Source organism: Ruegeria sp. D7 (assembly GCF_056534355.1).
Genome location: NZ_JBQFPG010000003.1, coordinates 159729 through 184097, shown reverse-complemented (window position 1 = coordinate 184097; position 24369 = coordinate 159729). Strand labels below are relative to the sequence as shown.

Annotated in this window: 24 protein-coding genes; 19 read left to right on the top strand and 5 right to left on the bottom strand. The window is 54.7% G+C overall.

Going from position 1 to position 24369, the window contains the following annotated elements:
• Positions 1 to 73 precede the first annotated feature (73 nt).
• The 3 genes from ACRZ9U_RS05915 to ACRZ9U_RS05905 are packed head-to-tail and all read left to right on the top strand — an operon-like array spanning position 74 to position 2427.
• The gene (locus tag ACRZ9U_RS05915; RefSeq protein ID WP_170402499.1) at positions 74 to 1162 is read left to right on the top strand and encodes a 4-oxalomesaconate tautomerase; all 1089 of its coding nucleotides are present in this window, start codon (positions 74 to 76) and stop codon (positions 1160 to 1162) included.
• A gap of 51 nt (positions 1163 to 1213) precedes the next feature.
• Positions 1214 to 1450 (top strand): hypothetical protein, encoded by a 237-nt coding sequence (locus ACRZ9U_RS05910; protein WP_170401171.1) that lies wholly within the window; start codon positions 1214 to 1216, stop codon positions 1448 to 1450.
• Positions 1447 to 2427: a D-2-hydroxyacid dehydrogenase family protein gene (locus ACRZ9U_RS05905; protein ID WP_170402496.1), complete on the top strand. Its 981-nt coding sequence runs from the start codon at positions 1447 to 1449 to the stop codon at positions 2425 to 2427. Before ACRZ9U_RS05910 ends, ACRZ9U_RS05905 begins: the two co-directional genes overlap by 4 nt.
• On the opposite strand, the gene ACRZ9U_RS05900 is transcribed toward ACRZ9U_RS05905, so the two are convergent.
• Positions 2396 to 3460: an AbrB family transcriptional regulator gene (locus tag ACRZ9U_RS05900; RefSeq protein ID WP_170402494.1), complete on the bottom strand. Its 1065-nt coding sequence runs from the start codon at positions 3458 to 3460 to the stop codon at positions 2396 to 2398. The two genes, ACRZ9U_RS05905 and ACRZ9U_RS05900, sit on opposite strands and share 32 nt — an antisense overlap.
• Before the next feature lie 78 nt (positions 3461 to 3538).
• Here ACRZ9U_RS05900 and ACRZ9U_RS05895 point away from each other — a divergent pair, with 78 nt between their 5' ends.
• The 3 genes from ACRZ9U_RS05895 to tcuB are packed head-to-tail and all read left to right on the top strand — an operon-like array spanning position 3539 to position 6685.
• A complete protein-coding gene (locus ACRZ9U_RS05895) occupies positions 3539 to 4219 on the top strand; it encodes a GntR family transcriptional regulator (protein ID WP_170402491.1) in 681 nt (226 codons plus the stop codon).
• An 11-nt stretch (positions 4220 to 4230) separates the two neighbouring features.
• Positions 4231 to 5625: an FAD-dependent tricarballylate dehydrogenase TcuA gene (tcuA, locus tag ACRZ9U_RS05890; protein WP_170402488.1), complete on the top strand. Its 1395-nt coding sequence runs from the start codon at positions 4231 to 4233 to the stop codon at positions 5623 to 5625.
• Positions 5615 to 6685 carry a tricarballylate utilization 4Fe-4S protein TcuB gene (tcuB, locus tag ACRZ9U_RS05885; protein ID WP_170402484.1) on the top strand — a complete coding sequence of 357 codons (1071 nt, stop codon included), beginning with the start codon at positions 5615 to 5617 and terminating at the stop codon, positions 6683 to 6685. Before tcuA ends, tcuB begins: the two co-directional genes overlap by 11 nt.
• Before the next feature lie 226 nt (positions 6686 to 6911).
• Here the strand turns inward: tcuB and ACRZ9U_RS05880 are convergent, their stop codons facing one another.
• On the bottom strand, positions 6912 to 10004 hold the full coding sequence (locus tag ACRZ9U_RS05880) for a hypothetical protein (RefSeq protein WP_480901407.1): 3093 nt from the start codon (positions 10002 to 10004) through the stop codon (positions 6912 to 6914).
• Between the two features lie 375 nt (positions 10005 to 10379).
• Between ACRZ9U_RS05880 and ACRZ9U_RS05875 the strand changes: the two genes are divergently transcribed.
• Together ACRZ9U_RS05875 and ACRZ9U_RS05870 are read left to right on the top strand one after the other, a co-directional pair.
• The gene (locus tag ACRZ9U_RS05875) at positions 10380 to 10679 is read left to right on the top strand and encodes a hypothetical protein (protein ID WP_170402481.1); all 300 of its coding nucleotides are present in this window, start codon (positions 10380 to 10382) and stop codon (positions 10677 to 10679) included.
• Complete coding sequence (locus ACRZ9U_RS05870; protein WP_170402479.1) at positions 10676 to 11710, top strand: hypothetical protein; 1035 nt, start codon at positions 10676 to 10678, stop codon at positions 11708 to 11710. Before ACRZ9U_RS05875 ends, ACRZ9U_RS05870 begins: the two co-directional genes overlap by 4 nt.
• Before the next feature lie 206 nt (positions 11711 to 11916).
• On the opposite strand, the gene ACRZ9U_RS05865 is transcribed toward ACRZ9U_RS05870, so the two are convergent.
• Positions 11917 to 12819, bottom strand: coding sequence for a LysR substrate-binding domain-containing protein (locus ACRZ9U_RS05865; RefSeq protein WP_170402476.1), 903 nt, complete (start codon positions 12817 to 12819; stop codon positions 11917 to 11919).
• 181 nt (positions 12820 to 13000) lie between these two features.
• On the opposite strand from ACRZ9U_RS05865, the gene ugpB reads away from it, so the two are divergent.
• The 5 genes from ugpB to ACRZ9U_RS05840 all read left to right on the top strand — a co-directional run bounded on the left by ugpB (position 13001) and on the right by ACRZ9U_RS05840 (position 18117).
• Positions 13001 to 14311, top strand: a complete 1311-nt coding sequence (gene ugpB / locus ACRZ9U_RS05860) for a sn-glycerol-3-phosphate ABC transporter substrate-binding protein UgpB (RefSeq protein WP_170392713.1) — start codon at positions 13001 to 13003, stop codon at positions 14309 to 14311.
• A 61-nt stretch (positions 14312 to 14372) separates the two neighbouring features.
• On the top strand, positions 14373 to 15254 hold the full coding sequence (gene ugpA, locus ACRZ9U_RS05855; protein WP_155150415.1) for a sn-glycerol-3-phosphate ABC transporter permease UgpA: 882 nt from the start codon (positions 14373 to 14375) through the stop codon (positions 15252 to 15254).
• 20 nt (positions 15255 to 15274) lie between these two features.
• On the top strand, positions 15275 to 16111 hold the full coding sequence (gene ugpE / locus ACRZ9U_RS05850; RefSeq protein WP_170392936.1) for a sn-glycerol-3-phosphate ABC transporter permease UgpE: 837 nt from the start codon (positions 15275 to 15277) through the stop codon (positions 16109 to 16111).
• A 3-nt stretch (positions 16112 to 16114) separates the two neighbouring features.
• On the top strand, positions 16115 to 17170 hold the full coding sequence (ugpC, locus tag ACRZ9U_RS05845) for a sn-glycerol-3-phosphate ABC transporter ATP-binding protein UgpC (RefSeq protein WP_480901404.1): 1056 nt from the start codon (positions 16115 to 16117) through the stop codon (positions 17168 to 17170).
• Positions 17170 to 18117, top strand: a complete 948-nt coding sequence (locus tag ACRZ9U_RS05840; RefSeq protein WP_480901402.1) for a glycerophosphodiester phosphodiesterase family protein — start codon at positions 17170 to 17172, stop codon at positions 18115 to 18117. The genes ugpC and ACRZ9U_RS05840 overlap by 1 nt, the downstream gene beginning before the upstream one ends.
• A 555-nt stretch (positions 18118 to 18672) precedes the next feature.
• Here the strand turns inward: ACRZ9U_RS05840 and ACRZ9U_RS05835 are convergent.
• Entirely contained in the window at positions 18673 to 19263 is a 591-nt protein-coding gene (locus ACRZ9U_RS05835) for a tyrosine-type recombinase/integrase (protein ID WP_480901400.1), read from the bottom strand.
• 17 nt (positions 19264 to 19280) lie between these two features.
• The gene (locus ACRZ9U_RS05830; protein WP_480761461.1) at positions 19281 to 19850 is read right to left on the bottom strand and encodes a DUF6538 domain-containing protein; all 570 of its coding nucleotides are present in this window, start codon (positions 19848 to 19850) and stop codon (positions 19281 to 19283) included.
• A 220-nt stretch (positions 19851 to 20070) separates the two neighbouring features.
• On the opposite strand from ACRZ9U_RS05830, the gene ACRZ9U_RS05825 reads away from it, so the two are divergent.
• The 6 genes from ACRZ9U_RS05825 (at position 20071) to ACRZ9U_RS05800 (ending at position 23959) form a co-directional block, all read left to right on the top strand.
• On the top strand, positions 20071 to 21267 hold the full coding sequence (locus ACRZ9U_RS05825; protein ID WP_480901398.1) for a tyrosine-type recombinase/integrase: 1197 nt from the start codon (positions 20071 to 20073) through the stop codon (positions 21265 to 21267).
• A complete protein-coding gene (locus ACRZ9U_RS05820; RefSeq protein WP_480901396.1) occupies positions 21264 to 21956 on the top strand; it encodes a hypothetical protein in 693 nt (230 codons plus the stop codon). The genes ACRZ9U_RS05825 and ACRZ9U_RS05820 overlap by 4 nt, the downstream gene beginning before the upstream one ends.
• A gap of 259 nt (positions 21957 to 22215) precedes the next feature.
• A complete protein-coding gene (locus ACRZ9U_RS05815) occupies positions 22216 to 22725 on the top strand; it encodes a winged helix domain-containing protein (RefSeq protein WP_480901394.1) in 510 nt (169 codons plus the stop codon).
• 167 nt (positions 22726 to 22892) lie between these two features.
• Positions 22893 to 23246, top strand: coding sequence for a hypothetical protein (locus ACRZ9U_RS05810; RefSeq protein ID WP_480901392.1), 354 nt, complete (start codon positions 22893 to 22895; stop codon positions 23244 to 23246).
• A gap of 64 nt (positions 23247 to 23310) precedes the next feature.
• Positions 23311 to 23517 carry a hypothetical protein gene (locus ACRZ9U_RS05805; protein ID WP_480901390.1) on the top strand — a complete coding sequence of 69 codons (207 nt, stop codon included), beginning with the start codon at positions 23311 to 23313 and terminating at the stop codon, positions 23515 to 23517.
• Entirely contained in the window at positions 23498 to 23959 is a 462-nt protein-coding gene (locus ACRZ9U_RS05800) for a DUF5681 domain-containing protein (RefSeq protein ID WP_480901388.1), read from the top strand. Before ACRZ9U_RS05805 ends, ACRZ9U_RS05800 begins: the two co-directional genes overlap by 20 nt.
• Positions 23960 to 24369 lie beyond the last annotated feature (410 nt).

Here is a 24369-nt window from a genome sequence, read left to right as displayed (position 1 = left end):
CCTGCGAAGCAGACAGGTCGGACAAAGCTGAAAACACAACAGTTTTTGACGGTTTGTAGAGGAGGGGTTCGAGATGACCCAGACAGCAATCCCGTATATTTTTATGCGTGGCGGCACTTCGCGGGGCCCCTATTTTCGTCGCTCTGACCTGCCCGTGGATATGGACACGTTGGCTGATGTGCTGGTCGCTGCCCTAGGGGCTGGGCAGGCGTTTAACATTGACGGAATCGGTGGCGGTACTGCTGTGACGACCAAGGTAGCCATGTTATCTGTCAGCGATGATGAATGGGCCGATATCGATTATTTCTTCGCGCAGGTTTCGGTTGAGGAAAAGCTGGTCGACTTCAAGCCAACTTGTGGAAACATTCTTTCCGGCGTCGCTCCGGCCGCAATTGAAATGGGTTTGTTTCAGCCTCAAGGCGATGAGACCGTGGTCCGGATACGCGCAGTTAATACGGGTGCGCGAGTGGTTGCCAAAGTGCAGACCCCGGGTGGTGAACTGGCCTATGAGGGCGATGCCGAGATTGCCGGAGTTCCTGGGCAATCTGCACCGGTACAACTGAGTTTTATGGGAGTTGTGGGTTCGGCAACGGGTGCATTTCTGCCCACCGGAAATCTGCGCGATACGGTGCAAGGGGTCGAACTGACCTGTATGGATGTCGCGATGCCTATGGCTATGGCCCGCGCCACCGATTTTGGACTAACTGGGTATGAAAGCGCGGAAGAACTGGACGCCAACCGCTCTTTCTTTGCCCAGATGGAGGCAGTTCGGATCGAAGCCGGGGAACTGATGGGTATGGGGGATGTATCGAAATCGGTAACCCCCAAATTCGGGCTGTTGGCACCAGCCAAAGAGGGCGGAACCCTTGCAGTTCGGTATTTCATGCCATGGAAAACTCACCCGACAATGGCCGTTACGGGTGCGCAGTGCATGGCGTCTTGTGCTTTGACGCCCGGAACCGTCGCTGATGGGTTGTTGGACCGACCTAAGGCAAGCCCGGCTGAAGTTGTGCTGGAACACGCTTCTGGGAAGATTGATGTGCTGGTGGACTTCTCGAATGACGGGGACTTCAACGTAAACTCTGCTGGTCTGGTGCGGACTGCGCGAAAGCTTGCAGATGGGCATGTTTACATACCCGGATCTGTGTGGAGCGGCAGTTGAAACTGGGATCTCCGTTATGTATACTAAGGTATACAATATGAAGGTGCCACGATGAACAATTATTCTGAATGCCTCGATATTGCGCGTCAGGAACTCAGGCTGGCGCAGTCGGTCCTGCGGCGGGATATTGCAGAATACCCGACGCCGATCGCCGGGTGCGATGAGCAGTTCAACTATTTGCTGGATCAAAGCGAGCGGGTCCGCAATGCGCTTGCAGCACTCGATACGCTGCATTTTGTGCCGACGCCAAGAAAACTGAACACCGGGCAGGGTTTGGAAAGTCGATGAAGGTTCACATTCTGGATGATTGGTTTGATACTCTGCAGGGCTTGCCTTGTTTTGGAAAGCTATCCGACCATGAAGTGAAGATCTGGACAGATCATGTCGAGGATACCGATGAATTGGCAGCACGGTTGCAGAAGGCCGAAGCGTTGGTTCTGTTTCGCGAACGCACCAAAGTTACCCGCGAGTTGATCGAAAAGCTGCCGAACCTGAGATTGATAAGTCAGCGCAGCGTGTATCCGCACGTTGATGTGCAGGCATGCTCGGACAACGGTGTTCTGCTGTGTTCGAACATGCATGGTGGAACGCCTTCATATGCTGCAGCCGAACTCACTTGGGCGCTGATCATGGCTGGGATGCGCGATTTACCGGCGCAGATGGCCTCGGTCAAAGCGGGGCGGTGGCAGGCCGGAGTTGGCAAGACGCTGAGAGGGCGGCAGCTGGGACTGTACGGCTATGGCCGTATCGCACGCGTTGTCGCGGGCTACGCCGAGGCATTTGGAATGAATGTAGTCTGGTGGTCCTCAGATGAAGGCCGGGTTCGGGCGCAGGCAGATGGTGTTCAGGTCGCCGCGAACCGCGAAGCTTTCTTTGCCAACAGCGATGTTGTCTCGATCCATGTTCGCCTAAAGCCAGGCACAAACGGCATCATTACTGCGTCAGACTTCGCGCACATGAAGCCGGGATCACTGTTTGTGAATACATCTCGTGCTGGCCTTATTGCAAAAGGGGCATTGCTTGGGGCGCTGAATGCCGGTCATCCCGGGAAGGCCGCAATCGATGTCTTCGATTCCGAACCCCTCAATGATCCGAAAGACCCCTTGCTTTCGCATCCAAATCTGATTGCGACGCCGCATATCGGCTTTGTGACCGAGGATGAGTTCGATCTGCAATTTTCGGACATTTTCGATCAAGTGAACGCCTACGCTGCAGGCGCTCCGGTTCACATGATCAACCCCGAGGTTTGGACCAGCGCAGGATAAGGTTGGCCGCTATCGGCGCACCGATGATTACCAACACGATCCTTGTCAGATGATGCGTGATCACAAAGCCCAGATCCGCGCCTGAGACGATGGCCAGAACTGTCATTTCTGCCTGCCCGCCGGGGGCAAAGGCTAAAAATGCCTCGACCGGTTGGCCCAGCCCCAAGGTGGTGACAACGGCAGTGAAAGCGGCCGCCAGAACGGCGAGGACAATGACATAGGCGAAGCCCGCCGCCACCACACGGCGTAGTTCGACCCATGTGACACCTACGAATTTCACGCCGATACCGCAGCCGATAAAGAACTGAGCTGCAAGGATGGCCTCGCGAGGCGGTCGGGTGTGAATGAAGTCGCCCAGTGACAACGCAGCCGTCAGGATCATTGGCCCTAGAATCGACGCTCCGAACAAGCCGATCCGCTCACCGCCTTTCCAGCCGACAAAGGCAGCAAGAACCATCAGCGCCAATTCATGTATCGGCAGGTTGCGCGCGGGCTCTCCGATTGGGTTGGTGAGTTGGGCGTCGTAAAACACCGTAAGAAACAGAGGGGCCAGCGTTACAACAATCAGAACGCGGGTTCCGTGGATCAGGGACAGCGTTCGCGGGTTAGCGCCAGCCTCGGCCCCGAAGATGATCATATCCTGCAATCCGCCGGGCATGGCTGCGTAAAACGCGGTCGTGGTATCAAAGCCCCAGACCTTGCGGAAGAATGGCACTCCGACCAGCGCGATCAGCAGGATAAAGAACGGGATCAGTGCAATCGACGCTGCCATCTTCGGCAGTTCTGCAAATAGGGCTGGGGTAATCGAAGCCCCTACAGCCACGCCGAGTATGGTGCGCGCCGCAATCGAGACCTGACCAAAGCCTTCCATTGGAGCATGAGCCAGAGCCGCGATCAGACACGCGCTCATCGGGCCGAACAGAAAAGGCAATGGCAGATCCAACGCCCAGAATAGCCCTGTGCCAAGAAGTGCCAAGCCCAGTGTTAGGGCCCGCTTCGCTAGGAGAGAAGGTGTTTTGTTCTGGGTGGGCAAAGTGCAGCTTCCGACTATATTGACTCACTATGTATCCAAATGTATACAATTGGACTCAAGAAGACAAGTGAGCACGCGATGACCATTCAGGACGACCCCTTACAGCCTGGCCCGCAAGGCAATTCGGCGTATCAACGCCTGTTGGATGAGATTCGCGAGGGCACCCTTCTGCCCGGCGAGCGCCTGCGCGAGATTGAGCTGTCTGAACGGTTGGGTGTCAGCCGAACACCGGTGCGCGAGGCGATCCGGCAGCTGGAGACCGACGGCCTGGTCACGCATGTACCGCGGCAGGGCGCGACCGTCCGCAGTCTGGATTACGCCGAGGTGATGGAACTCTATGAGATGCGCGCAGTGCTCGAGGGCACTGCGGCCCGTCTAGCAACGCGTGCGGCGTCGGATGTCGAATTGGACGAGTTGGACGTTTTGAATGATCGCTTGGCCGAGGCTGGCACAGGTCCAGACGCGGCTCGGATCAACCGGATATTTCATGCCACACTTTTGGATGCAGCCAAGAACCGTTTTCTCGCGAAATCCATGTTGTCCTTGCAGAAGGCGCTGCTGATCCTTGGGCCGTCGCAATTGTTGGACGGAGATCGGGCCGAAGCGGCAGTCGCTGAACATCGGCGTATCATGGCCGCGCTGAAGGCACGTGATGGCGCGGCGGCCGAGACAGAAATGCGCGGGCATATTCAGGCCGCACAACGAATGCGTATCCGGGCGTTGCAGGAACGCGATCGGACAACCGACGAAAATCACTAGGTAGACAGGATATGGCCACCCAAAAGGAAGCTTACGATATCGCTGTGATCGGTGGCGGGAACGCTGCTTTATGCGCCGCGATAACCGCCGCCGAAGCCGGTGCCCGCGTTCTGATACTGGAAACCGCGCCAAAACCCTATCGCGGAGGAAACTCGCGCCATACGCGCAATTTTCGCTGCATGCATGGTGGCCCTTTGGGCCCGTTGATCGAAGAGTATAGCGAAGACGAATATCTCGCGGACTTGATGAAGGTCACCGGCGGCAAAACTGACGAGCATCTGGCCCGCCTTGCGATCCGCACTTCCGAGGAATGCCTGCCATGGATGGAAGAGCACGGTGTCAGGTTTCAACCCTCTCTTTCCGGAACACTTTCTTTGGCACGGACAAATGCCTTTTTTATGGGAGGCGGGAAGTCTCTGGTGAATGCTTATTACCGAACTGCGGCGGGTTTGGGTATCGATGTTTTGTATGAAGCCGCCGTCACGCATTTGGAGCGGAACGGGGATCGGATCGAATGGGTCGACTATACCTATGAAGGTCAAAACCACCGGATAATGCCAAAGGCAGTCATCGTCGCCTCGGGCGGGTTTCAGGCCGATACGGATTGGCTGACCCGTGCATGGGGTGAGCCTGCAAAAAACTTTCTGATCCGAGGCACTCCTTATAACCGAGGCGTGGTCCTGGCTGATCTTCTGGATCAAGGCGTCGAGAGTGTTGGCGACCCGACCCAATGCCACGCCGTTGCTATCGATGGGCGTGCACCGAAATTTGACGGTGGTATTGTCACCCGTCTGGATTGTGTGCCGTTTTCGATCGTCGTGAACAAGGATGCCGAGCGCTTCTACGATGAGGGCGAGGATGTCTGGCCCAAGCGCTATGCAATCTGGGGGCGCTTGGTGGCAGCCCAACCAGATCAAGTTGGCTATGTGATCATCGACGCCAATTCGTTGAATCTGTTCATGCCGTCGGTGTTTCCACCGCTGAAGGCAGATACGTTGGAAGAACTGGCCGGGATGATGGGCCTGCCTGCCGAAAAGTTGACCGCAACAATCGCTGAATTCAACGCCGCCTGCGGAGACACCAGCGCCTTTCATCCGACAGAGCTGGACGGCGTTTCAACATCTGGCTTGAACCCGCCCAAGACCAACTGGGCGCGTCCGATCACCGAGCCGCCATTTTACGGTTATTCGCTGCGTACGGGCGTAACCTTCACCTATTTGGGCCTCAAAGTCGACGACGCCGCGCAATGTTCGAGCGCCGACGGCAAGATCAAAAACATGTGGGCGGCTGGCGAAACCATGGCGGGCTCGATCCTTGGGCAAGGCTATCTAGCCGGTTTCGGCATGACCATCGGAACCGTCTTTGGACGCATCGCAGGACGTGAGGCCGCCGCTTATGCAAATTGAATTGATACAGGAAGCCCGCCGTCAGGCTGAAATTTGCAACGCCTGCCGCTATTGCGAGGGCTATTGCTCGGTCTTTCCGTCGCTTCATGCGGAACGCGCGTTCTCGGATGGGGACATCACGCAACTGGCCAACCTGTGCCACAACTGCCGCGGCTGCTACTACGCCTGCCAGTACACAGTCCCGCACGAGTTCGACCTGAATTTGCCGAAGGCTCTGGCCGAGGTGCGGAGGGACAGCTGGGAAAGCTTCGCATGGCCGCAGCCGTTGGCGCGCCGATTTCACACCCATGGCGGGGCGATTGCGCTGGCACTTGTGGTCGGATTTGCCCTGTTGTTCTGGGCAATTCGCGCGATAGGTTCCAGCGGAGGGGACGGGTTTTATGCCGTTCTGTCGCATAATGCGATGGTTGCGATTTTTGCTCCGGCATTCTTGCTGCCACTCTTTAGCATTGCCATCAGCCTAAGGCGCTATTGGGCCGAGGTGGGGGGAAAACCCATCAAAATGGCGGACCTGCTGGCCGCCTTCAAACGAGCGGGTAAAATGCAGGATCTTGCCGCAGGTCATGGTGAAGGCTGTAATTTTGAAGACGAAGACCGGTTCAGTCAGGCGCGACGTCATATTCACCACGCGATCATGTATGGCTTCCTGCTTTGCTTCGCGTCGACCTCGATTGCAACGGTTATGCATTATGGCTTTGGAATGCATGCGCCGTACGGGTTCTGGTCTTTGCCCAAACTATTCGGAATCTCCGGCGGTGTGTTGTTGACAGTGGGTTGCTGCGCCATGGCAATTCTCAAGCAAAGGTCCGATCGCAATCTCGGTGATGCTTCGGCATGGGGCGGCGATATCGGTTTCATCCTGTTGCTGGGATTCGTCGGTTTTAGCGGACTTGCTCTTTACGCTTTCGGATCAACGGCTTTGATGCCCGCGTTGCTTGCTATTCATCTTGGATCGGTCCTGACATTCTTCCTGCTAACGCCCTACACCAAGATGGCCCACGGTTTCTATCGGCTTGCTGCTCTTATCAAAGATGCGCAACGGAAAAGAGATAGTTACTAGGCTGCGGCGACCCTGTCGCCCCTTGGGAAGCGGTAGAAAAGTATACTTAAATCGCAGCTTGAGGTCTGACTTTGGGATCAGACAGGGCGGTCCCACCTTGGTGTCGTTGAAGCAAATTGCCCTCCTGTATGTAGAGCGCAATCACGATCATGATTCAGCCTAGCGACAGGCACCTCTAGATCGCGCAGCCCGGGCCGATAATGGCCCGGGCCACCCCCAGATTGCTTTAGCTGGCCAGGCCGCAGGAGGAAGAGTCGCTGTTGTTGGTGGTGTCTGTTTCCGTCACACCATCGGCCGGATTGGCATTGACGGTGATCTTGAAGGGGATCTGCTCGCCACCTTTGACCTCGTCCGGGAATTCGAGCGATAGCGTGGTCTCATCCCCGTTTGGCCCCAGTGCTGGTGTCGGCAGATCGACCACCACGCCGCTCTGGAAGAAATCGACCCGCGTGGTCGAAGGCCCGGCAGCCCCTGCACCAATGTTACGCACGATGATCCTCAACTTGCGCGGCTCCTCACAATACCAAGCCGGGAAGGGCGGCGGGCCGGGCGGGAAGGGCTGCACCGGGATTAGGTCCGGCTTGTCCTCGGGTGGGGGCGGCGGCGGAGGTGGCGGTGGCGGGGGCGGTACCTTTTTGATCAGCCGAGGCACGACCGGTTCGACATCGATGGTTTCCACTTCGCCTTCACCATGGGCGGCGGTGTAGACCGCGACCACGTCCAGCGGTGTTTCGCTGTCGATAAAGACAAACCCTTTTAAGAAACAGCATTCGGCCACCCGCAGGTGTCGTGCCACATCTTCGCAATCGATCTCCATCGATTCCCAGGGACCGAGTTTGTTCTTCGTTCTGGCCGAGACATTGCCCGGTTTTTCGTTTGGCAAGGCCGACGACACCCGTTTACGAAAACGCACAGCATCGCCGCTGCCGTTTCCGATGTTGATTGCTGTGTGATAGCGGCCCTGGGACAAAATGCGGCCCTTGGAACAGCCGCAGACGAACTTGACGGCGTAACGATAGGTCATCTTCGTTTCTTCCTCCTCGCAGCAAGGGGTGTCATCTTCGGCGCGGTTCACCTCCATTCGGCGAAGGGCGACGTTGTTGTCACCAAGCGCCAGTCGATCGACAGGCAGACTGTCTGCGATCGTTTCGACATTGCTGCGGTCTTCTGGCGTATCCACGCTGGCAAGAATGTATTCCTCGCACAGGTCCTCGGGGCACCATGGGATCGGGCCGACGATCACTTCGTCGCCACAATGCACTGATTGGCCGATAGGTTCGCCTACGATAAGCGGATCCCAGTCATCCGGCCATGTGGTGCCCTTGCCTTCCGTCGCGCGGGCTAGTGACAAAGTCACTGATTGGGCTGGGTAGTTGCCGCGATTGCCGATCCGGACATACAGATAATTCTCGACGCAGCGGCGCGGAGTCTCGTGGTCGGTGCCGCCGTCAGGGCGGTGCCGATTCCAGATGCCGGGAGCATTGTTGCCCGGTTGGTGCCAAGGGTATTCACCCTGCCGTCCGTCATCAATGAAGACGTCAACATCAGGCGGGGATCCGTTGTAGAGCGCCTGTTTCTCAAAGCCCCAGCGTACCACTTTGTGTGCCCAGCCTCCGGCTGCACCGTCGAATTGAGCAGTGTTCTCGTCTGATTCCTGCAAGGCGCGGGAAAAACCTTCGACTGTGTTGGGCACGATCCCGGCCAAAAGCGGCACCGCCTGCAGGATCAGATAGATCGTGTAGCGGCTGGCATGCAGCCTGTCGTCTAGTTCTGTGGAATCACCTCCGAGAGATCGATAGATTCGGCCCAAAGTAGTGGCATTGATCTCGGTTGACCGATATCCGCCCACGTCCATCGTGCCACCCCAGCCCCAACCCGAGGCGACCGACCGATCCCATCGCCGGGTGATCAGGTTGCTGAAGGGGAAGGTGCGGAAACGATCCGGCGCGATACCCTGCGGATCGTAAAGTATTGCCGCCAGCGCGTCACCAAAGCCATGACAAAAGCCGAAATTAGGCCAATTGAGATGATCCCACAGCACCGCATGCCCGAATTCATGCGCCGATACGCGCGAGTCTGTGGCCATGCCGACTGTGGAGCCATTTGCCGCAAGCGCATAACGAAAGCGTAGTACACCATTGCCTATGGCATTGCCTGGCGCCTGAGCATTCACCGGTCCTGCAATGGGATTGAACCAGCGGTGATCAACATCCACTGGGAAGGTCACCCCGTCGAAATAGCTGGGCAGATCGAAGCCCAAAGACTGGACGAAGCGATACAGGAAATCATGGTTGTAGTACGCACAGACCGCCGCGAAATCGTCGCTGTCGGCGGGATAATCAAAGATCGATGCGGCACCGGCGTTTTCAGTCGGTGGGGCGATGTTCGGTGTGTCGAGATCCCGTACCGCCACCAATTCGCCGCTTAGTTCCACCGGTGCGCCTCCGCCCGGTAATATCAACCGTTCCAGCGCCACCAGTTCGCGTTGCGCATCCAAAAGCGCAACCGGGGCCGTCGGATCAAGCTCTGAATCTCCTGAAAGTGATATCGGGTCGTCTGTGAAGACGTAGCCCGAAACACACCCCACCAATGGCCGGATGTAAAGCACCGCGCCGGTCTCCCAATCGACCAATGCTCGCCAGTTCAGCTCTCCGTAGTCGGGAATTTTGCAGCCAAAATGCACAAGGCTTACGAAACGCCATTCGCCGTCCTTGATGCCCTTTGGCACACGACCAATCTCTGGCAGCGGGGTTAACTCGGCCCCTTCGATCTCGCCCGGTTCTTTGTGTGGCAGGCGATGTTCTGCGTCGTAGCGATAGACAAAGTCCCGGGTGTCATTAACCTTGAATTTTGTGAACTTGGCCCCTTTCACAGCTTCGCGCAGAACCGTGCCAGCTTGTTTGTCGCGGCCAGCAGGCGGAGTAGGGGCGTTGCTGAGTTCGATATCGGCAGCAACACTTGAGGACGAACCGGTGACCACATTGTCTGGGCCGGCCATGCGTAGTGTCAGACCGCGCTCCCAGACCGGAACACCGTGATGGGTCTGACGAAAGGTGTAGACCAGAAAAGACTGTACTGCCTTGGCTTCTTCCAGCCGTAGCTTGCTGCCCTCCTCGCGATTGTACTTGCCTGAAACACTCTCGCCGAGCCTGTCAAGAAAATCAGGCTTTATCCGGTAAAGCCCCGCCACTTCGGCGGCATAAGCCTGCGCCACATCCAGCGCACTGTTTCCTTTAGAACGCCCTCGAAGAGGGTCGCCATGATGCTGAAGTCCAATGATCGCGCCGTCTGGCGCGCGTTCAAATACTGTTTCGGGCATGTTTGCCTCCGTTCAAAAGCAATCTGAAACGCTGGCCCAGAGGCCCCGGATCGCCCGGCCGAACGGCAAAGAAAAAGAACTTGTTGTAATAAAAAAGAATAACGAAGCGCGATGGCCGGAGAGACCCAGCGGCGATCCTGCCAACAAATCTATCGTAACATTTATTGCCGATTCCCGCAAAAATCTGCCCGCTAAGCCGGAAGGCGCGATCACCTTTGTTTTGCTATCGCCGCTCACCCGAGGCTCTCGGTCAATGCGGAGCTGTAGGTGCAGGTATGCAACGGCTAGCGCCTTACAACTGGCATCGAATTTGCAAAGCCATTGCGGATGTAATCACTGTGTTGCTGAAGAAGAGGGTCATCAGACTAGGAAGCCATGAATATCCTCTACGCGGACATTCACATTGATGGCCTAGAATGGTGCGACCGGATTTTCGGGAAATACCGTCCTATCGCACCGCTGCATTGCCTGACCAGTCGTTCGCGACAACGCTTGGCATTTTGGGCGCTATTAGAAATGGTGGCGCGGAATTGCGAGCGCGGCGAGATGAGTTTTCCGCATTCCTGTTGCATAAGCTACATCAGCTTTGTTTGGGCATACCCAAGCAACCATCTTGGGTTGGTGCACAAAGATGGTAACCTGATCTGCAAGACGATTGCAGGAGAAATGCCATGAACAATTCGTCGCAGCTTTGGGGCACCATGTCAGTGCGCGATCATCTTCGACCGAGCGCTTTCGTCGCCGAGTTGGTGCTTTTCGAGACACTGGTGATCCCCCGGCCACCGCAAGGAGCGACTTGGCCTGCAAAATGGAACCCGGTGCGCCAGGGCAAGATACTAAGCTGGATTCCCAGAGATCGTTTGATGGAGGTTTCCTGGGACAACGCGCACCACTTGGAGTGGAAAAAACGAAAGATCGCTACGGACGCCGAAATGGATGTGGTCGATCTTCAGCAACAGCCCGGATTCGAAGCAGCGCAAAAGGAAGAGGATTTCGATGCGCCTGCGTTTCACCTAACCCGTCGGGTTCTTCAGGATTTCGTGGATGCCAAACGGAACCGGGCGCTAATCAAGGGAATACCTCTCACCGAGGTCGCAGTTATCCCGGCCTATGATGGCCCTCAGGCTTTCCTTGATGACACTCCAGAGCAGGAACCTTTGCTGCGCGCGTTTGGTTGGGAATTTCTGGTTCCACATCACGAAACTGCTGAGGGCAAGACACGCTCTCATCAAGATCAGATCAAGGCCGCGCTTGATCTTTGCGCAATGCCTGAGGTGCAGGAACACCGCAACGCCTTGCGTGCCTGGACATCGGTCGAAGCTTTGAGAGGAACCAGCAAACAAGAGGCGCGCGAGCGCATGGAGACGCTGGTTAAGGCCTACGCAAAGGCTGTTGCAGCCACCAAAATACCAGTCAGATTGAAATGGGGCGCGGGCATCGCTGAATTCATTGGTGCGATCGCAGCTCTGTCCATCAATCCTGCCTTCGCACTGCTCGGACCGGCGATCAAATTGGGCGAAACAGCAGTCGAGCCCCGTGTTGAAAAGGCGGCAGAGAATCCCGATGCCATAAAACCCGCAGGATTAATCCATGCCATGCGAGAAGAGTTCACAAATGCTCAGGTCGCACACCTGAACTTTGACGACGCTCAGCGGACCAGGATCGAAGATCACTGGCCCAACGGGTCGCCATATCTATTCCTTTAGCGAATGATAAGAATCCCATCATCAACACATAGACATACGCATTGGGCGTATTCACTGGTCATGGCTGAATGGGTGTGGATCGCTTTGGTGCTGGATCCGGATGATGCCCAGAGGTCTCAAAACTCTGATGTTTCTTATGCAGAAAGGGGTAGGTGATTTGTCGGCAGCGCAAAGGCTCTTTCATGTGCCGTGGTTTTTTGACGGGCTCATTGGGCTTTGAACGGTTTTAAGCTTTCTTGAAACTGTTCGATGAATTCGAGTGTCACTAGTGACGGTTGTTTCAATATTGGGCGCACAAGCGATAGTGTATGTGGAAGCAATGGCTTGAACGGCCTATAGCTCAATCCACGCGTTGAATACTGGATGGCGTCCAACTCGCTTACCACGGAAACTCCGACACCTTTTAGTGCCAACTCACAAGCTGCGGTGAACTGCCTGACTTCGATGTGGGAATTCAACTCTACGTTGGCGTTCTGAAACGCTTTGGAAAGCCGCCCAAAAAAGTCGCTGTCGCGTCGTGTATGTATAATTTTAGCCGTTGTAATATCCGCTGGTGTCACCTCAGAGAGGCTTTCCAATTCATGCCCGGTGGGAAACACGCAAACTGTGCGGACATTGATGTTTCTGCTTTCAACGGCCGGGTGACCGTTAAAGCTGTCCGTGATCCCGAAATCATACTGCTCACCTATCATCCACTCGAGAATCCGTTCCGGTCGGTCTGGTTCAATCGTCAGGGTGACGCCGGGCCGATCCTGCAAAAACTTGGCGACGACATCGGGAAGATGACTTGTGGCGAACCCCGGTAAGCAAGCGACGCGGATGTGACCCGCTTTGCGCTGTGTGATGTCCTGACTGACATCCGAGATTTGCTTCATCAATTCCAGAACGCGCTCTACGCTGGGTTGCAGATATCGTACCTCCTGCGACGGCACCAAGCGACCTTCGCGGCGATCAAAAAGCTGAAAGCCAAGTGATTTTTCCAAATCAGAAAGCAGTCTGCTGACTGCGGGCTGACTTATCCCAAGATCCGTTGCCGCAGCAGTGACCGACCCATTGGTGGAAACGGCCATGAGCGCTTCCAATTGCCGGATCCGCAAAGTTTGACTCATATTTTGAACCTGGTTCGTTGTTTCCCTGGTTGGTTTATAATGTAATGTTATGTTTTTCTCAAAAATTAAATGCTTGAATTATAAAATTGTAACGTTAACGTCGTGAAATCGTCATGTGTGCTGATTACGCGTTGCGGTCGGTATTCAACGAAGCATCAACCCCTGATGCATGGGAGGAATCATGAAAAAGAATTTTCTAGGCGCTCTCGCCTTAACAACTGCTCTGTCGCCGGTGGCGGCTATGGCGCAAACCGAAATTCAGTTCTGGCATGCCTTCACCGGTCGACTAGGCGATCTTGTGAAGGCTCAGGTTGAAGAGTTCAATGCCAGCCAAGATGAGTTCACTGTAGTAGAAAGCCATAAAGGCAACTATTCGGAAACCTTGAATGCGGGTATTGCTGCTTTCCGAGCAGGTGAACAACCACATATCCTGATGGTTTTCGAAGTAGGCACGGCAACGATGATGTCGGCCGAAGGGGCTATCAAACCCGTGTATGAAGTGATGGCTGAAAGCGGTGCATCATTCGATCCTGATGCCTACATTGGTGCCGTCAAAGGCTACTATACGACCACTGACGGGGACATGCTGTCGCTGCCCTTCAACTCGTCCACACCCGTTCTCTGGGTCAATCGCGATGCTATGGAAGCGGCGGGTGTTGACCCTGACACGGATTTGTCGACCTGGGAAAAGGTTGGTGACGTTCTTGACCAGCTTAAGGCTGGGGGTGAAGACTGTCCGCTGGTCACTGCTTGGCAAAGCTGGATTCACCTTGAGAACCTTTCGGCCTATCACGACGTCCCATTCGCATCGAAGGACAATGGATTTGCCGGTCTTGATACCGAACTGATGTTGAATGGACCGACGCAGGTGGCGCACCTGACCGCGATGGGTGACTGGGCCAAAGATGGTAAATTCATCTATACCGGCCGCAGAAACGAAGGTGGCGCGAACTTCCGGGCAGGTGAATGCGCGCTATTCACCGAAAGTTCGGCAGGCTATGCCGGCATTAGCTCTGAGGCTGAGTTCGAATTCGACGTGCGCCCATTGCCCTATTGGGAGGCGGTCGTAAGCGAGCCGCAAAACACCATTATTGGTGGCGCTTCGCTTTGGGTGATGGAGGGTCACGATCCTGAAGAATACAAAGGTGTCGGTGAATTCCTGAGCTTCCTGTCGTCTTCGGACGTTCAGGCGAACTGGCACCAGAACACAGGGTATCTTCCAATCACCGCCGAAGCTGGCGTCGCGACCCGAAATGCTGGTTTCTATGAAGAAAACCCAGGTACTGACATTGCTGTCATACAGATGACCGCCAAAGAGCCGACTGCGAATTCGAAGGGTCTGCGTCTGGGGTCGTTTGACCAGATCCGCGGCATCATCGACGAAGAGCTCGAGGCTGTCTGGTCCGGTGAAAAGACCGCTCAGGAAGCAATGGACAGTGCGAAAGAACGCGGCGATGCCCTGCTGCGCCGGTTCGAGTCTGCCAATCAATAAGTCCTAATTCGATGCGGGCCTGTTTCGGGCCCGCATCTTCTTTATTCGGTGGTTTATCGGGATGGAAAAACGCGTCACCTTTCGCGGCTGGCTTCTGCCATTGGCTCTAATCGCCCCTCAGGTCATTATCTCCGCCGTTTTCTTTTTCTATCCGGCCGGGCAGGCGGTGTGGCAGTCCCTGTTCATTCCTGACCCATTTGGGCTGTCGTCCCAATTTGTTGGATTGGGTAACTTCGAGTTTCTGCTGAGCGACAAGTTCTATCGCGCATCTTTCGTGACGACGGCGGTGTTTTCAACGCTCGTAACACTGTGTTCAATGATCCCGGCGTTGTTTCTGGCGGTCATAGCGGACCGCCTGATCAAAGGATCGGGTGTTTACCGGACGCTGCTGATCTGGCCCTACGCCGTTGCCCCCGCTGTTGCAGGCGTGCTGTGGCTGTTCATGTTCAACACGCGTGTTGGTGTCGTGTCGTGGTACCTCGGCCAGCTTGGATATGACTGGAACCACGTTCTGAACGGCACCGAGGCCATGGGCCTGGTGGTTGTAGCCTCAGCCTGGGGGCGTATCAGCTATAACTTCTTGTTCTTCTTCGCAGCGCTGCAGTCGGTCCCAAGATCGGTGATCGAGGCTGCGGCAATTGACGGCGCGCGCTTCTGGCGCCGGTTCTTCACAATCGTGCTGCCGCTTTTGTCGCCAACCGCGTTCTTCCTGTTAGTGGTGAATGTTGTCTATGCATTCTTTGAGACCTTTGGCGTCATCCACACGATCACTGGCGGTGGCCCACAGCAGGCGACGACCATTCTAGTCTACAAAGTCTTCTCGGATGGGTTCGTTGGACAAGATCTCGGTTCGTCCTCCGCTCAGTCCGTCATCCTGCTTATTGTCGTTGGTCTGCTGACCGTCATCCAATTCAAATACGTGGAAAAAAGGGTGCACTACTGATGGCAGCCCAACAACACGGAATGGTCGAAAAACGTGGCATGGGGATCTGGTTGACCCATGCCATGATGATCCTTGGCGTCTTAATCATCTTTTTCCCGATCTGGCTGGCGTTCGTGGCATCGACTGTGACCCAGCCGGAAATCGTGTCGCCGCCCATGCCCATTCTTCCCGGCGATCAATTCTGGGAAAACTATAAGGCCGCGCTGTTTTCCGGCGTGAACGTCCCGGTCGCCACAATGTTGTTCAACAGTCTCGTGATGGCCATCGGAATCGCAGTGGGCAAGATCATAATTTCGCTGCTGTCAGCTTTTGCGATCGTCTATTTCCGTTTTCCCGGGCGAACGACGTTCTTTTGGCTGATCTTCCTAACGCTGATGCTTCCGGTCGAAGTTCGTATTGTGCCGACGTTCGAAGTTGTCGCCGGGTTCGGCATGCTCAACAGCTACTATGGGCTGATCTTCCCCTTAATCGCCTCGGCCACGGCAACGTTCCTGTTCCGGCAGTTCTTTCTGACGATCCCGGATGAACTGGCCGAAGCTGCACGCGTCGATGGTGCCCGCCCGATGCGGTTCTTCATTGATATCGTGGTCCCCATGAGCCGAACGAATATCGCGGCGCTGTTCGTGATCCTTTTTATCTACGGGTGGAATCAATATCTCTGGCCGCTGCTCATCACTACCGATCCTGAAATGAACACCATCGTGATGGGTATCAAACAGATGTTCCCATCCGGCGACGACGTAGCGGAATGGCCCGTCATCATGGCCACTTCGATTTTGGCAATGATCCCGCCGGTCATCGTGGTGGTGTCGATGCAAAAGCTCTTTGTCCGCGGCCTTGTCGATAGCGAGAAGTAAGAAATGGCAACAGTAACCCTTGAGAATGTCAAAAAGAGCTTTGGCCCGACGGACGTTATCCACGGCATCGATATAGATATCGCGGACGGTGAGTTCATCGTAATCGTTGGACCCTCGGGCTGCGGGAAGTCCACGCTGTTGCGGATGGTTGCCGGCCTGGAAACCGTGACATCCGGTGAAATCCGGATTGGAGAAGAACGAGCCAACGACAAAGAGCCGATGGATCGCGATATCGCGATGGTGTTCCAGAATTACGCGCTCTACCCACATATGTCGGTGCGCCAGAACATGGGGTATGGGCTGAAAATCGCGGGGCTTCCAAAGAACCAGATTGACCAGAAGGTGACCGAGGCCGCCAAACTGTTGCAGCTGGAAGCTTTGTTGGACCGCAAACCCCGGCAGCTTTCAGGCGGTCAACGCCAAAGGGTGGCAATGGGGCGGGCAATTGTTCGCGAGCCGGCGGTTTTCCTGTTTGATGAACCACTCTCAAATCTTGATGCCAAGCTGCGTGTTCAGATGCGTTTAGAAATCCGCGAGCTTCAGGAAAAGTTAGGAATTACATCGCTTTACGTGACTCACGATCAGGTCGAAGCGATGACGATGGCAGACAGGATGATCGTGATGAACGGAGGCATCGCTGAGCAGATTGGGACGCCATTGGAGGTATATGAAACACCAGGAACCCTTTTCGCGGCTCAGTTTATTGGTAGCCCTGCAATGAATATCTTTAATGCTCAGCGTGAAAACGGAACGGTTAAGATAGGGGGCTTAGAGATTGGCCCATCCACGGGGCCTGATACCCCACTAAAGCTTGGAATCCGACCAGAGCATCTGTTTCTGGACGACAATGGTCCGTTGGAAGCCGCTATTCAGATGGCGGAACCGCTAGGCGCAAACACATTATTGCATGGCCAGCTCACGGATGCAGGCGACGCGATTACGATAAGTCTTCCGGGTGTCCACCCAATCGAAGGCCGGCATCCGAGCATGCGGTTCTCAGTTGCCTCAGAGCACATGCATCTGTTTGACCATTCATCCGGCAAGAGGTTGGAAGGCTGATGGTCTTTCCACAGGTTGAAGCCTTTCGTGGTGGCAAAAACCTGATCCGGGTTGTGGGGCATCGAGGTGCGCGGGGTGTGCTGCCCGAAAACAGTATGATTGGCTTTGACTTTTCGCTCTCTATCGGCGTCCCGCTGCTTGAGTTTGATGTTGTCCTGACGGCCGATGACGTACCGGTCATAACCCACAACCATCGGCTGCACGCTCCTAGCTTTCGTGACGCAAATGGCCTGTTTCTAACCGGAGAAGAGCCGAAGGTCTCGTCATTGACGTTCGAGCAAATCCAGCAATTTGACATCGGGCGGTTGGATGGTCACTCGGCTTATGGCCAACGGTTTCCGGACCAAGCTCAACTGGATGGCATCCGTGTTCCAAAGTTGCAGGATTTGCTGGAATTGGTTGATGATCCAAAATATGGCGACGCCTATTTGATGCTCGAACTGAAGTCGGATCCGGATTTGGCTCACGATGCGCTTTATAGGAGGAAATTTGTCGAGCGGGTTCTTCAAGAAGTACGCGACAAAGGATTGTCTTCGCGCGCGGTGCTCCACAGTTTTGATTGGAACCTGTTGGAGGAGTGTCAGCGGCAGGCTCCTGACATGCCGTCTTCCTACCTGACGCAGCTTCCGGAAAACGCGGCGGATGTTGGTGAGGATTCCTCGAAAGCGGTTTGCCCTGACTTTCGTGGTCGTCGTGATGAAATTCCAAATTTGGTCAAGCAAGCTGGCGGTTCGCTTTGGTGCCCATACTACACGGATGTAACGGATGAAAATGTGGCGCGCGCAAAAGAACTGGGCCTATGTGTTGCCGTTTGGACGGTCAATGAGCACGAAGAAATAGACAGGATGATCGACCTGCGCGTGGATGCAATTGTATCTGATTATCCTGGGCGGGTTCAAAGGCATCTGTCGGATTTGGGCATGAGGTGGAGTGTCGATTGCCGGTGAGCACCGCGCCACAAAAGCTGACGCCGTTCATGTTCTTTTCAGTTGCAGTTGGGAAGGATCAGACACTTCAACTAGCTTAAATCTGAAAAAGCACCATCGCTTGAAGTGCCGTGCAATTGACAGGTAGCCGATAAGACTGGAAGAACTGTCGAGCATTTATCTCCTAGAAGAACCTGAGCCCTCGACAGGCGAAGTAGTGACCGAAACTGCACTCGCGCCATGACACTTGGGTGATGTTTTGGGGTCAAATACCTCAAGGGCTAACTATCTATACCACTGCAGTGATTTACCCCCGTAGGTCCTGCGGGGGATTTCGGGGTACTGCAGAACTTTTCCTACCCCTAAGCCATCACCGTAGACCATACCGTAGACCCGCTGGTGCCTGTTGACCTCAGCTAAGCTGCCGGGATAGCCCTTGTTTTGCTGACGGGAGACCTGACAAGGGTGCCTGTAACGGGAATAGAACACAGCCCCCGGGCACCATTCCCAACAGGTAAGCTACTGTTTCCCTTCAGCTTTAACTGGAGCTGACCAAGGGCGTAGTACATGCTGGAGCTATGCCGTTGCTTCCAGCCATTTGCTCAGCACTTCAAGCGGATTATCCTTACCATATCCATGCCCTACGCCTTCGGTTTGCCAGCCACCTATCTGGTCGACGATGTCGGACGGACACTCGACAGCGCGCAGCCTGTCACGCATCGAATGACGAAAGCTGTGCATGGTGCAACGGCTTGGTACATAGGGCTTCATCCATTTGTTCAGCGCGGCACTAGCAGAATTAGCGTTCGTGGTTTTCGATTTGTTGTACCGGGGAAAAGCGAACTGGCTGTCAGTGTTCTCAGAGAGCAAGCGCTTGGCGGCCCATAGTGACGCCCCGACCAGAGGTACCTTTCGGTTGCTACCTGATGTCTTCAGCCGACGCCAAGGATGCTCTTGGACAACTACGTGAGGCACTGGGTCATTCAGCTCGAAATCCTCTTTGAGCAAACCCGCAGCTTCTGAAAGCCGCATCCCTGTGTCCGAGACCAGAGCAACCAGCCATCGCAAGTCGTCATCAAGGGACCGGCATTTGGATTGCAGAGAGCGGATCGCTTCGATTGGCATAGGTTCACGATCTTCGACACCGGCACTTCTGTCGTAGTACACACCAGCGAATGGGTTGGTCAGTGTGATACCGGCTTCAGAAGCAGCGAAATTGATGACTGATCTGACGTCCCAAAGATGCGGGTGATACTGCTACCCGCCAATTCTCGCTTCACCAGCTCGTCGCGAAACGCATTGGCATCCGTCTTGGTATAGCTTCTGATGTCTTTGTCCCCGCAGACGTACAAGACATAGCCACACGACCGCTCAGCAGCTCTGTGAAAGGTGATTGGACGTCTTTGCCCCTTCAGCTGCAGATAGACTGACACGGCTTCTAAGAGCTTTACAGTGTCAACGCTTGTTTGATCGGTGCATGACATCGAAGTCCCAAGCTCGGCGGCACCTCCCATCCTCAGAAGATGCTTACCCGGTAGGTCTACATCTTGGATGCGTAGGTGATACCAGTGTTCATCCAGTTGCTGAGCAGCTCTTTGCGCTCGGGACTTTGCGACCGCCGCTGATCTTGTCCGCAGCGACAACGATATTTTTCCGGTGGTATAGTGGTGATCGAGGTCCTTCGGGACCCGTCGTGTGAAGTTGAAGACCCCTGCTTTTACAAATGAGAAGGGAACGGTTTTGTTCTCCAGCATGTACTACGCCCTTGGTCAGCTCCACTTAAAGCTGAAGGGAAACAGTAGCTTACCTGTTGGGAATGGTGCCCGGGGGCGGCACACACCATCTGTTTTGTAATGTCCATAGGCGTGCAGCGCTGCGCCATATGTCGCTAAAAACAAAGGTAAAACTGTCCAGCGCTGTCTTGTTCTGCCCTGGTGTGCCCACTACGTTAGGGTGGATATTTAGGTGGACATAATGCGAGCAAGAAACCGACTTTCTTCATCATTCTTAAAATCCGCACCGGCGGGAAAGCACTGCGATGGCGCTGGGCTTTGGTTAGTGAAGCGAGACGATGGCGGGGCGCAATGGGTGTTGCGCGTGACGGTACACGGCAGGCGGCGGGAAATGGGCTTAGGTGGCTATCCCAACCTGGGCTTGGCCGAAGCCCGCAAGGTAGCTCAGCGCTGGCGAGAGGTAGCGGCAAGTGACCGTGACCCCATCAAGGAGCGAGAAGCCGAACGGCGGGCGGCACGACGCGAGGATATCTCTTTATCCGTTCTCACGGCGGATGCTTTTGAGGCCCGCAAGGCCGAGCTGAAAGGCGAAGGAACAGCGGGGCGTTGGTTGTCGCCACTAAGCAATCACGTATTGCCCAAGCTTGGCCGCGTGCCGGTAACGGATTTAGATCAACGCGACATTCGCGATACGCTGGCCCCTATCTGGCACACGAAGGCAGACACCGCACGTAAAGCCATGAACCGGCTTTCAATCGTGTTTAAACACGCAGCGGCTCTGGGCTTGGATGTGGACCTACAAGCAACTGAAAAAGCAAAAGCTCTATTAGGGAAAACGCGCCATGTGCCTAAAAACATTCCTGCGATGGCTTGGACGGATGTGCCTGAGTTTTATGGAAGTCTAGAAGAACCAAAGCTGACCCATCTTGCCTTGCGCCTTTTGATACTGACAGGGGTGCGTTCAAAGCCATTGCGCCAGATACGACTTGAACAGATAGACATCAATGTGTGGACCATCCCCGGTGACAACATGAAGGGCCGCAAAGGTCAAACGTCTGATTTTCGCGTGCCGCTATCCACAGAAGCTCAGCGCATTATCGAGTTGGCAAAACCGCACGCACGCAATGGCTTCCTTTTTCCCAACAGCCGAAAAGGAGTAATCAGTGACATGACGCTTTCACGCCACATGGAGAGGAGGGGTCTGGAAGCGCGTCCACACGGCTTCAGAACATCTCTGCGTACATGGCTGGCCGAAGCCACAGACGCTCCTCATGAAGTAGCTGAAACGATACTGGGGCACACAGTGGATAGTGGCGTCGTGCGCGCTTACCGCCGCACGGATTTTCTAGAGCAACGGGCCAAGCTAGCTGACCGTTGGGCGGATTACGTTACAGGCGGCGCTGGGCAGGTGGTTAAGCTGGCGGAGACGACTCGATGACAGAACGCAAAGGGGATGTAGGCGCACCGGCAGAAGAGATGCCAAATGAATGGGGTATTCCCAATTGGAAAAAAGCCGCAAACTACGGAAACACCAAGAATTGGACTAGAAACCGTTGGCGCTGGGAGTTTGTTAGACGTCGATGTGATGTACGTGAAGCGTTTGAGGAAGCCGCTGACCCAACTTACATTGCCAGCCTAAATCTTCTCCGCAATGGACCTGAAGTGCTCAGGGGAAGAGTACCACTGAAGACAAATGAACCAGGCTTCACTGCGGATCATCCACTCGCTAAGACCTTGGGGCTTGCTGGTTTACCCAACCCAAAGATAGGCGACCAACCATTCTATGTAATTTCATTTGATGATTGGTCCGAAGTCTTAACTCTGTTTTCCACAAAAAAGCCGCCCGAAAATTCTTTGCGTATCGACTTTGATGTAAACAAACCGCTTGAACCACAACTCAAGTCTGCCAAGCAGCTTCTCAAGAGTGCTCAGATCAACCTACATGGCAAAACACTGCAATCGCGTCGGCATTCAAAAAAGTGGCTGGTGTATCTTCGAACGCTCGATGCTCGTGCCTCCAACGCATCTTGGTCTGAAATTTCCATCTTACATAGCAATACAGCACAGACCGAACAAACCGCCCGAGATGTATGGAAAGCAGCTGACGACCTGCGATTTAATTTTTGACTTTCTTTCACAATCCCAAAGAAAAGCACATTTGGGCATTTTCGCACTGCACCTTATTAGAAAGGACAGTGCCAAATGCAAAAGTATCTTACATTGAATGAATTGCGCGAACGGCTAGGTAACCGTAGCCGAAGTGCCATTTACCTAGATCTAGCCACAGGCCGATTGCCAAAACCAACCAAGTTGGGCGGGCGGCTATACTGGCCAGAAGGTGAACTAGAAGCCCATCTTCAAAACCTGCGAGAAGAGGCAGCATAATATGAGCGGCGGGCAAAGCAGAACCCCGGAGCGCGAGCAGGCGCACCCGGGGCTTGGTAGCCGCAATGGCATTGCGGCGGGCATTCAAAGTGTATCACGTGTCAGGGGTTTCTCAAAGCGTGCGGGGCCTTATCAAGTCCACCTCGAAGGAAACGGCGAACCTTTCCTAATTTGCGTCAAAGGTTGCATAGCATGGGCTATGAACCAACTGATCGAAGCGGGCGCGACCGGCTGCAAGCCGATCACCGACCCCGCGCCACGGTGGAGCGCCTACATTCACGAACTGCGAAAGCGAGGTGTGCCGATTGAAACTCTACACGAACCGCACGGCGGAGAATTCTCAGTCACGCATGGCCGATACATCCTGCACGCCAGCGTCAGACAAATCTTGGGGGGGCGAGAGATGCTGACAGCATACTTGTTCGCTCCGGTCTTTCCATCGAGCCATCCGCGTTCTTTGAGCTGTGCTAATTTCAATTGGCCCTCTCTGCAAAAAGGGGATCACAACTGATGCCGAGGCGACCCTACAAATATAGCAAAAAGAGAGCCGGACGGCATGTCCAACTTCCAGAATGGCTTCAAGCGACACAAGCGTGGGACACCATGCAACCCGGACCACGGGCGCTCTACATCGAACTAAAGCGTCGATTCAACGGATCGAACAATGGAGAAATCTACTTGAGTCACCGTGATGCTGCAAAAGCCCTTAACGTCCACCGCAACACCGTCGGCGCGTGGTTTAATGCTTTGCAGGAACGAGGATTTATCTTTTTAAGTACTTCACCGCACCTTGGTCCGACTGGTATTGGCAAGGCGTCAAAATGGCGATTGGAAGAATTGCCGACCCCAGATCGCAAACCAGCAACAAAGAGCTTTGTTCAATGGAGGGAAAAGCAAAACCCCCGCACAAGGATTAGGACACGTCGTCACAAAAAACAGGACGCAAACGCCGAGGCTACGCACCATGAGGCTGGAACTATCCTGAATTTTGTGACGCAAAGCGCGCAAAATCGCCAAGTCGTGTCACAATGATTGTGGCATATATAGATATTGCCATAGGCCAAAGTTTTTTGGTTAGGCTAAAGCGGACGAACAAATGAAGCAGCGTAGACGTATTGAGGCGCTGGAGCGCAAAAAAACAGTTCTGCAACCGGCCCAAACCACACTGGATATCTCCAAGCTTTCGAAATCGACACTTAGTGAAATCAAGTCCCAGGAAGATGAAGGGCTTGAGAGCTTGGACGTAACGCGCCTTTCCAATGCCGCGCTGGAGGAATTGATCGATGCCTACAACCAGCCGTAAAAACGGACTAGAAACGGGTCGCGACGATGCTGGTCGGTTTGCCCACGGAAACCCAGGCAGACCCAAGGGCGCACGCCACAAGGCGACACAAGCTGCCATGACCCTACTTGATGGTGAAGCCGCCGCACTAACACGCAAAGCTGTGGACCAAGCCTTAGAGGGCGACACAACGGCTCTTCGCCTATGCCTTGAAAGGATAGCACCGCCACGAAAAGACACGCCGGTAGTGGTGGACCTACCTTCGATGCAATGCGCCTCGGATGCCGCAAAGGCCGCTGGTGCGGTGTTGGAAAAAGTTTCGCTGGGTGAATTAACACCGACTGAGGGATCACACTATATGGCCTTGATTGAAACCTACCGGCGCACGCTGGAAACCAGCGAACTGGAAGCTCGGATTTTGGCGCTAGAAGGCGGCGCATGTGACCCAAAAAAAACGCCCTGAACTTCTGGAACTGGGAAATTCACAACATCAAGCCCAAAGCCAAATTTTGATTTGTCGCATCCGCCCAAGAATGCCGCGAGCAAGTTTTCACGTCATTTGTCGGTGGAAAAACATTGTATCGAAGTGGTGCGGAAATAGAGGCGCACTTTGAATCTCGCGTAAATTTGAGCAGAGAGTTGAAAGTTATCGTGCCGGGCAACTCACGCTCATAACGCGAGTTCATTTCTATGCGGTGTCAGCTTCCGTACTGCGGGTTAGGCTGCCAAAAAAGTTACTTGGTCAAACATTCTACAAAGCCCTATAGCGCGGTTGCGTGACCAATCACTGAATCCTCCACAGGAGATCGGACAAAATGGTTTGCCAATGGCACATCAGCAAAAAGGACGGGCGAAGAGTGACCTGCTCCCGAT